This is a genomic window from Micromonospora wenchangensis, assembly GCF_002210435.1.
GTDB classification, from domain to species: domain Bacteria; phylum Actinomycetota; class Actinomycetes; order Mycobacteriales; family Micromonosporaceae; genus Micromonospora; species Micromonospora wenchangensis.
Genome location: NZ_MZMV01000016.1, coordinates 81,343 through 94,284 on the forward strand (window position 1 = coordinate 81,343; position 12,942 = coordinate 94,284).

Annotated in this window: 12 protein-coding genes; 4 read left to right on the top strand and 8 right to left on the bottom strand. The window is 70.7% G+C overall.

Annotated features, from left to right (window positions below; translation table 11 throughout):
* Positions 1 to 99: 99 nt before the first annotated feature.
* Together B5D80_RS12180 and B5D80_RS12185 are read right to left on the bottom strand one after the other, a co-directional pair.
* Positions 100 to 1,539, bottom strand: a complete 1,440-nt coding sequence (locus B5D80_RS12180) for a GuaB1 family IMP dehydrogenase-related protein (RefSeq protein ID WP_088643949.1) — start codon at positions 1,537 to 1,539, stop codon at positions 100 to 102.
* Positions 1,540 to 1,617: 78 nt separating this feature from the next.
* Entirely contained in the window at positions 1,618 to 3,369 is a 1,752-nt protein-coding gene (locus B5D80_RS12185) for an acetyl/propionyl/methylcrotonyl-CoA carboxylase subunit alpha (protein WP_088643950.1), read from the bottom strand.
* 131 nt (positions 3,370 to 3,500) lie between these two features.
* Between B5D80_RS12185 and B5D80_RS12190 the strand changes: the two genes are divergently transcribed.
* The 3 genes from B5D80_RS12190 to B5D80_RS12200 all read left to right on the top strand — a co-directional run bounded on the left by B5D80_RS12190 (position 3,501) and on the right by B5D80_RS12200 (position 6,012).
* Positions 3,501 to 4,163 carry a PadR family transcriptional regulator gene (locus B5D80_RS12190; RefSeq protein ID WP_245854487.1) on the top strand — a complete coding sequence of 221 codons (663 nt, stop codon included), beginning with the start codon at positions 3,501 to 3,503 and terminating at the stop codon, positions 4,161 to 4,163.
* 116 nt (positions 4,164 to 4,279) lie between these two features.
* A complete protein-coding gene (locus B5D80_RS12195) occupies positions 4,280 to 5,239 on the top strand; it encodes an ATP-binding cassette domain-containing protein (RefSeq protein ID WP_088643952.1) in 960 nt (319 codons plus the stop codon).
* Positions 5,240 to 5,256: 17 nt separating this feature from the next.
* The gene (locus tag B5D80_RS12200; RefSeq protein ID WP_088643953.1) at positions 5,257 to 6,012 is read left to right on the top strand and encodes an ABC transporter permease; all 756 of its coding nucleotides are present in this window, start codon (positions 5,257 to 5,259) and stop codon (positions 6,010 to 6,012) included.
* A gap of 113 nt (positions 6,013 to 6,125) precedes the next feature.
* On the opposite strand, the gene B5D80_RS12205 is transcribed toward B5D80_RS12200, so the two are convergent.
* The 6 genes from B5D80_RS12205 to B5D80_RS12230 all read right to left on the bottom strand — a co-directional run bounded on the left by B5D80_RS12205 (position 6,126) and on the right by B5D80_RS12230 (position 10,736).
* Entirely contained in the window at positions 6,126 to 6,779 is a 654-nt protein-coding gene (locus tag B5D80_RS12205; RefSeq protein ID WP_088643954.1) for an O-methyltransferase, read from the bottom strand.
* 9 nt (positions 6,780 to 6,788) lie between these two features.
* Positions 6,789 to 7,445 carry a Maf family protein gene (locus tag B5D80_RS12210; RefSeq protein ID WP_088643955.1) on the bottom strand — a complete coding sequence of 219 codons (657 nt, stop codon included), beginning with the start codon at positions 7,443 to 7,445 and terminating at the stop codon, positions 6,789 to 6,791.
* Positions 7,446 to 7,455: 10 nt separating this feature from the next.
* Positions 7,456 to 8,568: a type VII secretion-associated serine protease mycosin gene (mycP, locus tag B5D80_RS12215; RefSeq protein WP_088643991.1), complete on the bottom strand. Its 1,113-nt coding sequence runs from the start codon at positions 8,566 to 8,568 to the stop codon at positions 7,456 to 7,458.
* A gap of 11 nt (positions 8,569 to 8,579) precedes the next feature.
* Positions 8,580 to 9,932 carry a hypothetical protein gene (locus B5D80_RS12220; RefSeq protein ID WP_088643956.1) on the bottom strand — a complete coding sequence of 451 codons (1,353 nt, stop codon included), beginning with the start codon at positions 9,930 to 9,932 and terminating at the stop codon, positions 8,580 to 8,582.
* The gene (locus B5D80_RS12225) at positions 9,929 to 10,399 is read right to left on the bottom strand and encodes a hypothetical protein (RefSeq protein ID WP_088643957.1); all 471 of its coding nucleotides are present in this window, start codon (positions 10,397 to 10,399) and stop codon (positions 9,929 to 9,931) included. Before B5D80_RS12225 ends, B5D80_RS12220 begins: the two co-directional genes overlap by 4 nt.
* 124 nt (positions 10,400 to 10,523) lie before the next feature.
* Positions 10,524 to 10,736, bottom strand: coding sequence for an acyl-CoA carboxylase subunit epsilon (locus B5D80_RS12230; protein ID WP_088643958.1), 213 nt, complete (start codon positions 10,734 to 10,736; stop codon positions 10,524 to 10,526).
* A gap of 91 nt (positions 10,737 to 10,827) precedes the next feature.
* Between B5D80_RS12230 and B5D80_RS12235 the strand changes: the two genes are divergently transcribed.
* Entirely contained in the window at positions 10,828 to 12,924 is a 2,097-nt protein-coding gene (locus tag B5D80_RS12235) for a serine/threonine-protein kinase (protein ID WP_088643992.1), read from the top strand.
* The last annotated feature ends 18 nt before the right edge of the window (positions 12,925 to 12,942 follow it).

A 12,942-nucleotide genomic window follows, 5' to 3' on the forward strand; every position in this document is an offset into this window, starting at 1 on the left:
GACGCAAATCTCTTGATCACCGGGGCCAGACCGGGGCGAGGGAGAGACCGGGACGGGGGTCAGGCAGGGCAGGAGGAGAAAAAGAGGCGGAAGGGGGAGTTACCAGCTGGTGGGCAGGGGCATGCCTTCGGTGTAGCCGGCGTGACTCTGGACGCCGACGAGGGCGCGCTCGTGGAACTCGTCCAGGGTGCGGGCGCCGGCGTAGGTGCAGGCGCTGCGTACCCCGGAGACGATCTCGTCGATCAGGTCCTCGACGCCGGGGCGGGCCGGGTCCAGGTACATCCGGGCGGTGGAGATGCCCTCATCGAAGATCGCCTTGCGGGCCCGGTCGAAGGCGCTGTCCTCGGCGGTCCGGGCGCTGACCGCCCGTGACGAGGCCATCCCGAAGCTCTCCTTGTAGCGTCGCCCGTCCGGCTCGGTGTAGAGGTCACCGGGGGACTCGTAGGTGCCGGCGAACCAGGAGCCCACCATCACGTTGGACGCCCCGGCGGCCAGCGCCAGCGCCACGTCCCGGGGGTGGCGCACCCCGCCGTCGGCCCAGACGTGCCGGCCGAGGGCGCGGGCCGCCGCCGCGCAGTCCAGCACGGCGGAGAACTGCGGCCGGCCGACCCCGGTCATCATCCGGGTGGTGCACATGGCCCCCGGGCCCACCCCGACCTTGACGATGTCCGCGCCCGCCTCGACCAGGTCGCGTACGCCCTCGGCGGTGACCACGTTGCCTGCCGCCACGGGGACCGGGGGGTCGAGCTTGCGGACCGCCCGTAGCGCGGACATCATCCGTTCCTGGTGCCCGTGCGCGGTGTCCACCACCAGGGTGTCCACCCCCGCCGCGAGCAGCGCCTCGGCCTTGCCGGTGACGTCACCGTTGATGCCGACCGCCGCCGCGATGCGCAACCGTCCCCGGTCGTCGACGGCCGGCTTGTAGAGGGTGGCCCGCAGCGCGCCCTGCCGGGTGAGCACCCCGACCAGGCGGCCGTCGTCGTCCACCACCGGGGCCAGTCGCCGCCGTCCCGCGTTGAGCCGTTCGAATCCGGTACGCGGGTCGGCGTCGGCCGGCACGGTGTGCAGCTCCGTCGACATCACGTGCTGGAGCTGGGCGAACCGGTCCACCTCGTGGGTGTCCGCCTCGGTGACCACCCCCACCGGGCGGCCGGCCTCGTCGACCACCACCACCGCGCCGTGCGACTTCTTGGGCAGCAGGTGGATGGCGTCGCCGACGGTGTCGGTCGGGCCCAGCGTGATCGGGGTGTCGTGCACCAGGTGCCGCTGCTTGACCCACTCGACCACGGTGGCGACCACCTCGATCGGGATGTCCTGCGGGATGACCGCGATCGCACCGCGCCGGGCCACCGTCTCGGCCATCCGGCGGCCGGCCACCGCCGTCATGTTCGCCACCACCAGCGGGATGGTGGTGCCGGTGCCGTCACCGGTGGACAGGTCGACGTCGAGCCGCGAACCCACCTCGGACCGGGCCGGGGCCATGAAGACGTCGTTGTAGGTCAGGTCGTGCGCGGGCACCGCGCCATGAAGGAACCTCACCCGGCCATCATTCCCGCTTCCGGCCCGTCCCGCCGCCGTCGGTGGCTCACACCACCCTGCCCCTGCGGAGCGTACGGCTCAGGAGATGGTGCAGATCGCCGCGCCGGCGGTGAGCACCGCGCCCACCTCGGCGGCGAGCCCGGCGACGGTGCCCGCCTTGTGGGCGTGCAACGGCTGCTCCATCTTCATCGCCTCCAGGACGACGACCAGGTCTCCCTCGGCGACGGTGTCCCCGTCCGCGACGGCGATCTTGACGATGGTGCCCTGCATGGGGGAGGTGAGGGCGTCGCCGCTGACCGCCGTACCCGTGCCGGTGCCGCCACCCCGGCGGGTCGGCCTGCGGGCCGCGGGGGCGGCGGTGGTCGTACCCCCGGTGAGGCCGGCGGGGAGGGTGACCTCCAGTCGCTTGCCACCCACCTCGACCACGACGGTCTCGCGCGCCGCCGCCGCCTCGGCGGGGCCGGCGGTCGGGGTGAACGCCGGGACGGTGTTGTCGAACTCGGTCTCGATCCACCTGGTGTGCACGGTGAACGGCTCGCTGGTGAACGCCGGGTCACGGACGACGAGGCGGTGGAACGGCAGCGCGGTGGCCATCCCCTCGACGACCATCTCGTCGAGCACCCGGCGGGCCCGCTCGATCGCCTCGGCGCGGGTCTCGCCGGTGACGATCACCTTGGCCAGCAGCGAGTCGAAGTTGCCGCCGATCACGTCGCCCGCGCCCACCCCGGTGTCGACCCGGACGCCGGGGCCGGTGGGCAGGCGCAGCGCGGTGATGGTGCCGGGAGCGGGCAGGAAGTTGCGGCCCGGGTCCTCGCCGTTGATCCGGAACTCGATGGCGTGCCCGCGCGGGGTGGGGTCCCCGGTGAACCGCAGTTTCTCGCCGTCGGCGATCCGGAACTGCTCGCGGACGAGGTCGACGCCGGCGGTCTCCTCGGTGACCGGGTGTTCCACCTGGAGCCGGGTGTTGACCTCCAGGAAGGAGATGGTGCCGTCCGCGCCGACCAGGTATTCCACCGTGCCCGCGCCGTGGTAGCCGGCCTCCCGGCAGATCGCCTTGGCGCTGTCGTGGATCTGGCGGCGCTGCGCGTCGGTGAGGAACGGCGCGGGGGCCTCCTCGACCAGTTTCTGGTGCCGTCGTTGCAGGGAGCAGTCCCGGGTGCCGACGACGACGACGTTGCCGTGCCGGTCGGCCAGGACCTGCGCCTCGACGTGCCGGGGCTGGTCGAGGTAGCGCTCGACGAAGCACTCGCCACGCCCGAACGCGGCGACCGCCTCCCGGGTGGCCGACTCGAACAGGTGCGGGATCTCCTCCAGGGTGCGGGCCACCTTGAGGCCCCGCCCGCCCCCGCCGAAGGCGGCCTTGATGGCGACCGGTAGGCCGTGTTCGACGGCGAAGGCGGTCACCTCGTCGGCGTCGGCGACCGGGTCGGCGGTGCCGGGGACCAGGGGCGCGCCGGCCCGTTGGGCGATGTGCCGGGCGGTGACCTTGTCGCCGAGGTCGCGGATCGCCTGCGGGGTCGGGCCGATCCAGGTCAGGCCCGCGTCCAGCACGGCCTGGGCGAAGTCGGCGTTCTCGGAGAGGAAGCCGTAACCCGGGTGTACGGCGTCCGCGCCGGCCCGCCGGGCCACCTCGATCAGCTTGTCGATGCGCAGGTAGCTGTCGGCGGCGGTGTCACCACCGAGGGCGTACGCCTCGTCGGCGAGGGTGGCGTGCAGGGCGTCCCGGTCGGAGTCGGCGTAGACGGCGACGCTGCCCAGACCGGCGTCGCGACAGGCCCGGATGACACGGACGGCGATCTCGCCACGGTTCGCGATGAGTACCTTGCGCACCTGGTGCTCCTCCCGGGGTCGTTGCCTCGGGAGTGTATCGGCAGCCCGGAGGCCCCCTAACGATCACTCAGTGTGGGATGTCGCACTGTGGGACCGGTCGGCTAGTCAAACTTGGTTATTACGCTTGTGTGGTGTCTGCGACTCGGTTGATGATCCTGGGGCTGGTCCGGTGGATGCAGCCCGTGCACGGCTACGACGTACGCCGCGAGTTGTTGAGCTGGGGTGCCGACAGGTGGGCGAACGTGCAGCCCGGCTCGATCTATCACGCGTTGCGCAAGCTGGCCGAGGAGGGACTGTTGCGGGCGGTCGCCACCGAGCAGGTCGGTGCCCGCCCGGCGCGCACCACGTACGAGGTCACGCCCAAGGGGGACGAGGAGTTCGAGACCCTGCTGCGGGCGCAGTGGTGGCAGCTGCACGAGGCGTCGGACCCGTTCGCGTCGGCCTTCTCGTTCCTGCCGGCGATGCCCCGCGAGGAGGCGGCGGCGGCGCTGCGCAACCGGGCGAACCTGCTGCGTGCCGGTGTCGAGTCGATGCGTGCCTCGTTGGACTCCGACTGGGTGCGCAACAGCAGACCGGTGCACGTGACCTGGATGTTCGAGCTGTGGTTGGCCCGGGCCGAGGCGGAGATGGCGTGGTGCGGGCGGATCGCCGAGCGGATCGACTCGGGGGTGTCGTACCTGCCTGCTGGGCTGACGGGGACGGAGGTCTGGCCCGGCTGGACCGACGGCGCTCCACCGCGCGGCGCGACCGACGGCGCTCCTCCGCTCGGCGAGAAAAGTAATAATCAACGTTGACCATAAGAGTTATATCGCGTTAGCCTGCTTTCGGCCCGTTGGCGGGAGCGCGCCGCATGGCGTCACGGGGGCAGACGACGGCCGGCACCACCCGGCCCGGACGACCAGGAGCAGAGATGATCGAGACCAGGGGGCTGCGGAAGTCGTTCCGCTCCCGGCAGGGTCGGGAGACCAAAACGGTCGACGCCGTCCGGGGGGTGAACCTCCAGGTCCCGGCGGGGGAGATCTTCGGCTTCCTCGGCCCCAACGGCGCCGGCAAGACCACCACCCTGCGGATGCTCGCCACGCTGATCGAGCCGGACGGTGGGGAGGCCACCATCGCCGGCGCGGACCTGCGCAAGGACCCGGCCGAGGTGCGCCGCCGGATCGGCTACGTGGCCCAGGGCGGCAGCACCTGGGACGAGAGCACCGCCCGCGAGGAACTCGTCCTGCACGCCCGGATGTACGGCATCGGCAAGGCCGACGCGCACCGCCGCGCCGTCCGCGCCCTGGAGGCCTTCCAGCTCACCGAGTACGCCGACCGCAAGTGCAAGACCTACTCGGGCGGCCAGCGGCGGCGGGTGGAGATCGCCCTCGGCATCATCCACGAGCCGAAGATCGTCTTCCTGGACGAGCCGACCACCGGCCTCGACCCGCAGAGCCGCGCACACATGTGGGACGAGATCCGGCGGCTGCGTACCGAGGGGATGACGGTCTTCATCACCACCCACTACCTCGACGAGGCCGACGCGCTCTGCGACCGGATCGCGATCATGGATCACGGCGAGGTGGTCGCCGAGGGCACCCCGGCCGAGCTGAAGCGGGAGATCTCCGGCGACGTCGTGCTGGTCGGCCTGGACGTGGCGAACACCCCGCAGGCCGCCCAGCTCCTCGACGGCGAGGAGTACCTGAACAAGCTGGAGACCGTCGACGAGGGCGGGCTGCGCCTCTACGTCGACGAGGGCGCCACTGCCATCCCGCAGATCCTGCGCCGGCTCGACCACGCCGGGCTGGTCATGAGCTCCATCGAGCTGCACCGCCCCAGCCTCGACGACGTCTTCCTCACCAAGACCGGCCGCTCGCTGCGCGAGTCCTGAGACACCGGAGACCACGGATGAAATTCGCCCGCGACACCTGGCTGATCTTCCAACGCCAACTCCAACTGCTGCTGCGCAACCCGGTCTGGGTCTTCGTCGGCGTCTTCCAGCCGGTGATGTACCTGCTGCTCTTCGCCCCGCTGCTCAAGCCGGCGTTGAACGCGCCCACCCAGGCCGCCGCCTACAAGATCTTCGTACCCGGCCTGCTGGTGCTGCTGGCCATCTTCGGCGGGCTGTTCCAGGGCTTCGGCCTGATCGCCGAGCTGCGTGCCGGGGTCATCGAGCGGTCCCGGGTCACCCCGATCAGCCGGCTCGCCCTGCTGCTCGGCCGCAGCCTGCGCGACGTCGTCTCGCTGATCGTGCAGGCGGTCATCATCACCCTGCTGGCGCTCCTGTTCGACCTGCGGGTGTTCATCGGGGACCTGCTGCTGGCGTACCTGATGCTGGCCCTGATCGCGCTGATGACCTCGGCCGTCTCGTACGGCGTCGCACTCAAGGTCAAGAGCGAGGACGCGCTCGCCCCGCTGATGAACACGGTGGCCCAGCCGGTGCTGCTGCTCTCCGGCATCCTGCTGCCGCTCACCTTCGCCCCCGGCTGGCTCCAGGGGGTCGCCGAGTGGAACCCGTTCTCCTGGGCGGTCGACGGCACCCGGGCGCTGTTCGCCGGTGACCTCGCCAACGAGAAGGTGTGGCAGGGGCTGGCCATCATCGCGGTGCTCGCCGCCGCCGGGGTCTTCTGGGCGGCCCGCCAGTTCGCCCGCAGCGTCCGCTGAGGGGCGGTCGCCAGGGCGACCGGATCGGCTCAATGTCGCCGATGTAGCGGTGTCAACGCTCGCCGACACCGCTACATCGGCGCACCTGATGTGACCTCGGCGTTGGTGCCCGGTTAGCGCACCCGGGCGAGGGTGACGCCGTCGGCGAGGGGCAGCAGCACCGCGTCGACGCGTACGTCGGCAAGCACCTCGTCGTTGAAGGCGGCGATCGCCCGGTCGGCCTCGTCGCGCGGGGCGAGCACCCGGCCGGCGCGCAACGTGTTGTCGACCGCGATCACCCCACCGGCGCGCATCCGGGGCACCAGCTCCGCCCAGTACAGCGGATAGCCGACCTTGTCGGCGTCGATGAAGGCGAAGTCCAGGTGGCGCTCGTGCGGCAGCTCCCGCAGCGTCTCGGCAGCCGGGCCGATGCGCAGCTCGATCCGGTCGGCCACCCCCGCCCGCTGCCAGTACGACCGCGCGATGCCGGTGAACTCCTCCGAGATGTCGAAGCAGGTCAACCGGCCGTCCTCGGGCATCCCCCGGGCGATCGCCAGCGACGACAGCCCGGTGAACGTGCCCACCTCGACGGCCTGCCGGGCACCCAGCAACCGGGTCAGGAAGGTGAGGAACGCCGCCTGCTCCGGCGCCACCTGCATCTCGGCGTGCGCCGGCAGCACCGCCCGGGTCTCCTCCGCCAGGTCACGGATGATCTCGTCCGGTGGAGAACCATGGGCGACGAGATAGGCCTGTAGTTCCGGCGTCAGCGGCAACGGCTTCGTGGTCATGACCGGACGTTAGCCGAGCGGCTCGACCTCCTGGGCTCCCGGCGCGACCTTCGTCCACAGGTCCGTGATGCTCAGCCCCAGATCGTGCAGGAGCCGACGGAGCAGCGGCAACGACAACCCGACCACCGTGCCCGCGTCACCCTCGATCCCGGTGAGGAACGCCCCACCCAGCCCGTCGATGGTGAACGCGCCGGCCACCGCCAACGGTTCGCCCGTGGCCACGTACGCCGCGATCTCCGCATCGGTGACGTCGGCGAAGTGCACGACCGTCGAGGCCACCGCCCCGACCCGCGACTCGTGCCCCACGTCGACCAGGTAGTGGCCGGTGTGCAGCACCCCGCTGCATCCCCGCATCCGTTCCCAACGGCGCGTCGCGTCGGCCGCGTCCGCCGGCTTGCCGAGAATCTCACCGTCGAACGCGAGCACCGAGTCACAGCCCAACACGAGCGTCCGCACGTCCGCAGTGGAACGCAGCCGGTCGGCGACGGCCTGCGCCTTGAGCCGGGCCAACTCCAGGCACAGATCCTCGGCCCGTTCCGCGACCACCAGGGATTCGTCGACGCCGCTGACCAGCACGTCGGGTTCGATCCCGGCAGCCTGGAGCAACTTGCGGCGGGCGGGGCTCTGCGAGGCGAGCACGAGACGGAGCGGCAGGGAGTTCGACACGGGGCCGACGCTACCGGCTGATTCTCGGCGGCGGGTCGTCGGCACGTCGATGCCGACGCCACACCAGGAACCCGCCTCCGGCCGCCACGATTACCCCCAACGTGACCCACCCCCGCACGGCGGCACCGCCGTCGCCGTCAGCGCCGGCAGGCTGCGCGGCACTCGTCGCGCCGCCCGGCGGGGTCGCCGTCGCACCCTCGAAACCAAGCGGGGGTACGTCGGCGGTGAGCGCGGCCACCAGGTCGATGACGCCGTAGCCGTACTCGTCGTCCCGGCCGGGCGGACCCTTGTCGACAGCGGTCGCGGTGAGCCGGTGGATGACCTCGGCGGCGGGGAGGTAGGGGTACTTCGACCGGACCAACGCTGCCGCCCCGGCCACGATGGCAGTGGCATCGGACGTCCCGGTGCCCTTCCGGTACCTGCCGTTGATGCTGGTGCTGTAGATATCCACGGCCGGAGCGACAACATCAATCTCCGGCCCGCTAACAGAAATCGGTGCATGTTTACCATCGCGCCCAATTCCCCCGACTGCTAACACGCCATCCACTGCTGCGGGGTATGTGACAGTGCTGTCATCGGGAGTGTTGCCAGCAGCTGCAACGATGACCACGTCTGCTTGAAGTGCGGTTTTGACTGCCGCTCGAAGGCGGTCGTTCGCGGGTCCGCCGCTGGATATGCAGATTACTTTTGCGCCCTGTCTGGCTGCAAATTCTATGCCGGCAGCCATTGTATTTGCGGTGGACTCACCTTCTGGTGATACGTAGATAGGTAGTATTTTCGCCTTCGGGGCGACACCCAAGGCGCCTTTGCGTCCCTTGCCATGAGCTGCAATTAGGCCAGCCATGCCAGTTCCGTGACCATCGCGGTCTCGGTGCCCAACGCCTTCCCCTGTGACTAGGTCCACTCCCGGAAGAAGATTGTCAGATAGGTCTGGGTGCGGTGATACGCCAGTGTCTGGGAGTGCGACTACGATGCCCTCCCCTTGGCTAATTGACTGCGCTTCTGTTGTCTTGAGGTAGCGAAGGTGCCACTGGTCTGCCCGGATTCGATCCGAGCTATCCGATGGGAAGTAAGTATGGGGGAGTGAGGCTCCGAACGTTGCGACTGCCGCTAACGTGATAATCGATATCCGGCTCACCGGTTGAACCCGATTGCTGGGCCGGGGTCTATCGGGGGGCCATCTTCGGGCGGTCGAACGATCGGCGTTATGCCCTCTTCAATCTCCCATGGCTGATCAGGGTCCCAGTGCTTCTTAGGCGTGTCGGAACCGCCGAACCGACCGCTCCTCGTCGGTGCCGCGTTCATGGCCCCGCTGGGGCTGCCTCCAATGGGAGGAATGTGTAGGCCCCCTGGTTGCCGCCCGCCCGGTCGTGATCCGGCTCCTCCAGTTGGAGCGGTTCCGGCGGCCCCGCCACCGATTACGCCTCCAACTGGATTAATCTTCCGCGTTGGTGGGTCGGCAGGCTCGTGAGGAGCGCCCATGCCAGGGATGCTGCCGATCAGCCCATTCAGAGGCGTGACGCGCGGAGGGACCCGCTGGTGGGCTCCCGATTGGTTTTCTGTTAGTGATCGGAGAGGGCTTGCGGGTGGCCACTTTTTGGGACCGGTGTAACTTGGGTGGGTTGGTGGAAGCGTGACCGAAGAAATTGGCTGCTGTGCGCCGTTCGGAGGTGTCCCTACCGAAGGAGTGTAGCCTGTCCCAGTGGGAATTTGTTGGGTGGATGTAGCGCCCGCATTGCCCAGCACTGGTCCATTCTGAGGAGCTGGTGGAGTCAGCAGAGTCTGTTTTGTGGATGATGGCTGACGGGTGTCCCCAGCAGTGTTCAATGAAACCGGAATTACGGGAGGAATTACCACATTTCCCGTGTTGTTGTAAACATCTGAATTTGAGGCATCTTTTACTGGGAGTTGGCGAGGTGGAGGAGGGGGTTTTTGGAGCATGGCTTGGGCTTGTTGGAGTTCGCCGCTGAGCCCGAACATCAGCCCCCGTGCCTGCACGTTGAGCCGTTCCAGGTCCGCGTCGGTCACCGGCGGGTCCACCACCCGGCTGCCGGCCGCCGCTTTAGGGTCAGCCAACGTCGCCTCGTACCCGCGCTTGCGGGCGAGCTTCTCGGCGTAGTCGTCGCGTATCCGCTTGAGTTCCGGTCTGGTGCTGTCGATGGCGCGGGCGACGGCGGCGAGGGCGTCGTGGTTGGCTGCCGCCGTGTCGTGGGTGCGCTGCACCTTGCTGATGAGTTCGTCGAGTTCTCCGAGGTACGTCCTGGCGGCGGCGTTCGTGGCCGGCGGCCACGCCTCGGCGAGGCCGGCGCGGTACTGGCGGAGTTGCCGCAGGTGGTTCTGGGCGAGTTCACAGACCTTGCGCCATCCGGCGACGTGCTTCCAGTGCCCCGGCGTCTCCTGGTCCTGGAGGCACGCCCACATGCTGAGCACGTCCATCAGTTGCCAGTCGGTGAGGCCGGACGTCCGGCCGCTGCCCCGTTCGATCACGGCAGCACCACCGGGCCCGGGTTCTCCGGGCTGTTGGGTTCGGGGGCCGTCCACGAGGAACGGTCGGTGACCAGGGTGGACGCGGCGATCTGCGGGTTGTGCAGGGCGCGTTCGACGTCGGCCACCCGGGCGTCGGCGAACGCGTCGGCCCCCTGGTAGTCGGTGGCGATCCGGTGCGCGGCGGCGGCCAGCCGGCCGGTGTTGCCGGCGAGCCCGTGCACCAGGTCGGAGGTGGCCTGCTGGGTCTCCCAGTGTGCCTGGAGGAAGTGCACCAGCTCGATGAAGGCGTCGCACGGGTTGGGCACGGCGGCGGTCATGTCGTCGGCGATGTAGCGCAGGTGCGGCGTGTAGTTCCGGTCGACCTCGTGCTGGAGCCGGTCGGCGAACTCCCGCATCTGCCGGATGTCGGCCTCGATGCCGCCGAAGTCACCCACCCCGGAAGCTGGGCGGCCCTCCTCTGGGATCACTGGTCCTCCCGACCGTCACGACGCCATCTCCCAGAGTGAGATTAGTGGCAAGGCGTCGGTCTCGGCAGCCCCGAGCGGCCCGGGGTCGGCTGCGCGTACCCGGGTCGCGCAGCGGGGGAGAGGGTCAGCGGGGCAGGCCGGAGGCGCGCCAGGCACCGTGACCGGGCGCGGGGGCCGCGCCGGCCGGGCGGGCGCTGCGCGCCCACGTGGACCTGGCCACCGGCGGGGGCGGACCGGCCGGCCGGGAACGGAGCGCGATCGCACCCACCAGCGCGGCGAGTTCCTCGGCGGTCGGGATCCCCCGGACGACTCGGAACAGCGGCTCTTCGGCAGACATGCCGCCAGGGTACGCGTCGACAAGTTGACCCACGTCGCACAGTGGCGTGCCGGCGGTGTACGCGTTGGTGGGGCCGGGTACCGTCTCACCGATGTCTGACGTACCTTCCCAACTCGTCGCTGACCGGTACCGGCTGCTCTCGCCGCTCGGTCAGGGCGGCATGGGCCGGGTCTGGAAGGCCCGCGACGAGGTGCTGCACCGGGACGTCGCCATCAAGGAACTCGTCCCGCCGCCCAGCCTGACCGACGACGAGCGCCGCGAGATGCGGGAGCGGTCGTTGCGTGAGGCGCGGGCGATCGCCCGGCTCAACCACGTCAACGTGGTCCGCATCTTCGACGTGCTGCGCACCGACGGCGACCCGTGGATCGTCATGGAGTACGTGGCGTCGAAGTCGTTGCAGGACACCCTCGCCGAGGACGGTCCGGTGCCGCCGGCCCGCGCGGTGGAGATCGGCCTGGGCGTGCTGGGCGCGTTGAAGGCCGCCCACAAGGCCGGTGTCATGCACCGGGACGTCAAGCCGGGCAACGTGCTGCTCGGCACCGACGGCCGGGTGGTGCTGACCGATTTCGGACTTGCCACCATCCCCGGCGACCCGAACGTCACCCGCACCGGCATGGTGCTCGGTTCACCTGCGTACATCGCGCCGGAGCGGGCCCGGGACGGCACCGCCGGGCCGGAGGCGGACCTCTGGTCGTTGGGGGCGACGCTCTACGCGGCGGTGGAGGGCAAGTCGCCGTACGCCCGGCCGTCGGCGATCGGCACCCTGGCCGCGTTGGCCACCGAGCCGCTGCCGCCGGCCAGGAATGCCGGCCCGTTGAAGCCGGTGCTGACCGGTCTGCTCCGCAAGGACCCGGCCGAGCGGATCACCGCCGAGGTCGCCGAGCGGATGCTGCGCCGGGCCGCCGGTAAGCGGGCCAGGGGCATCTCCCTGCTCGACGGGGTACGCCGGCCGGGGCCGAACGGTCCGCGTGAGCCGCGTACCCCGGTGGTGCCGGCGCCCCGCCCGGCGCAGGGCGGGACCGGCGCGAAGACCTCGTCGTCCCTGGCCGCCGCAGCGGGAGCCGCAACTGGCACCGCAGCCGCGAAGGCGGCAGCCGCCAAGACGGCGGCGGACAGCGCCACCGCGACGGGTGGCGCGGCGGAGCCGACGGTCGTCACCGGCGCGTCGACCGGGGGTGCGGACGCCACCGCGACGGTGCCGGCCGGGGTGGACGCCGGTCCCACCACGAAGGTCACCCCGCCGACCGGGGCCGATGCCGCGTCGACCGGCCCGGCCGATTCGGCCGGCGCTCCGCCGGCCGCCGAGGACGCCGGGTCGACCGGCGAGGCTGTCGCACCGGCCGATCCGGACGCCGCACCGACTAGCAAGATCGACCCGCCGGTCCGCGCCGGCCGGGCCGACCCACCCCCGCCGGCCAACCCCACCGCCGTGCTGGACGCGCCGGTCAGCCCGCCCGCCGGGTCCGCCGGGGTCGCCCCCGTCCCGGTGTACGACGGGACGCCGCCGGACCACAAGCGCCGTAACCTGCTGATCGGCGCGCTGGTCGCGGTGCTGCTGGTGGGCTTGGCGCTGGCCGTCCCGCTGCTCACCCGCTCCGACGACCCGGGGAACGGCACCCCGCAGGCCGGCGACCCGACGAGCGCCGCCGCCTCCTCCGCCGCCCCCACGTCGGCTCCGGCACCCCCGCCCCCGACCAGCGCCGCGCCCAGCCCGACGCCGTCGGCCACCCCCTCCACCGACCCGAACGCGCTGCCCGAGGGCTGGGAGATGTACCAGGGGCCGACGTTCAAGGTCCCGGTGCCGAAGGGTTGGCGGCGCAGTGTCCGTTCCGATGCGGTGGTCATCACCGAGCCGAACGGGGTGCGGGAGCTGTTCATCCAGTGGACGTCCAGTCCCAAGAAGGACGCGGTCGCCGACTGGAGGGAGCAGGAACCCAACCGGAGCAACTACGTCACCAACTACCAGTACCTCGACATCAAGGCGTGCGGCGGCTACCGCACCTGCGCGGACTGGGACTGGCTGGAGACCCGGGACAACACCCGCATCCACGTCCGCAACCGGGGCTTCGTCACCGCCACCAACCGGGGGTACGCGATCCGGTGGGAGGTGGCGGCGAAGGACTGGAACGCCAACCTGGACAACTTCGCCCTGATCACCAGCCGGTTCGTGCCGGACCGGAGGAACTGATCCCGGGGATTCCCGCTG

What these genes read in the sequence shown, in the direction of transcription:
- B5D80_RS12195 (WP_088643952.1), top strand. Translation starts at nt 4,280, where the DNA reads ATGATCGAGACCAGGGGGCTGCGGAAGTCGTTCCGCTCCCGGCAGGGT.
- B5D80_RS12205 (WP_088643954.1), bottom strand. Translation starts at nt 6,779, where the DNA reads ATGACCACGAAGCCGTTGCCGCTGACGCCGGAACTACAGGCCTATCTC.
- B5D80_RS12235 (WP_088643992.1), top strand. Translation starts at nt 10,828, where the DNA reads ATGTCTGACGTACCTTCCCAACTCGTCGCTGACCGGTACCGGCTGCTC.
- B5D80_RS12230 (WP_088643958.1), bottom strand. Translation starts at nt 10,736, where the DNA reads ATGTCTGCCGAAGAGCCGCTGTTCCGAGTCGTCCGGGGGATCCCGACC.
- B5D80_RS12200 (WP_088643953.1), top strand. Translation starts at nt 5,257, where the DNA reads ATGAAATTCGCCCGCGACACCTGGCTGATCTTCCAACGCCAACTCCAA.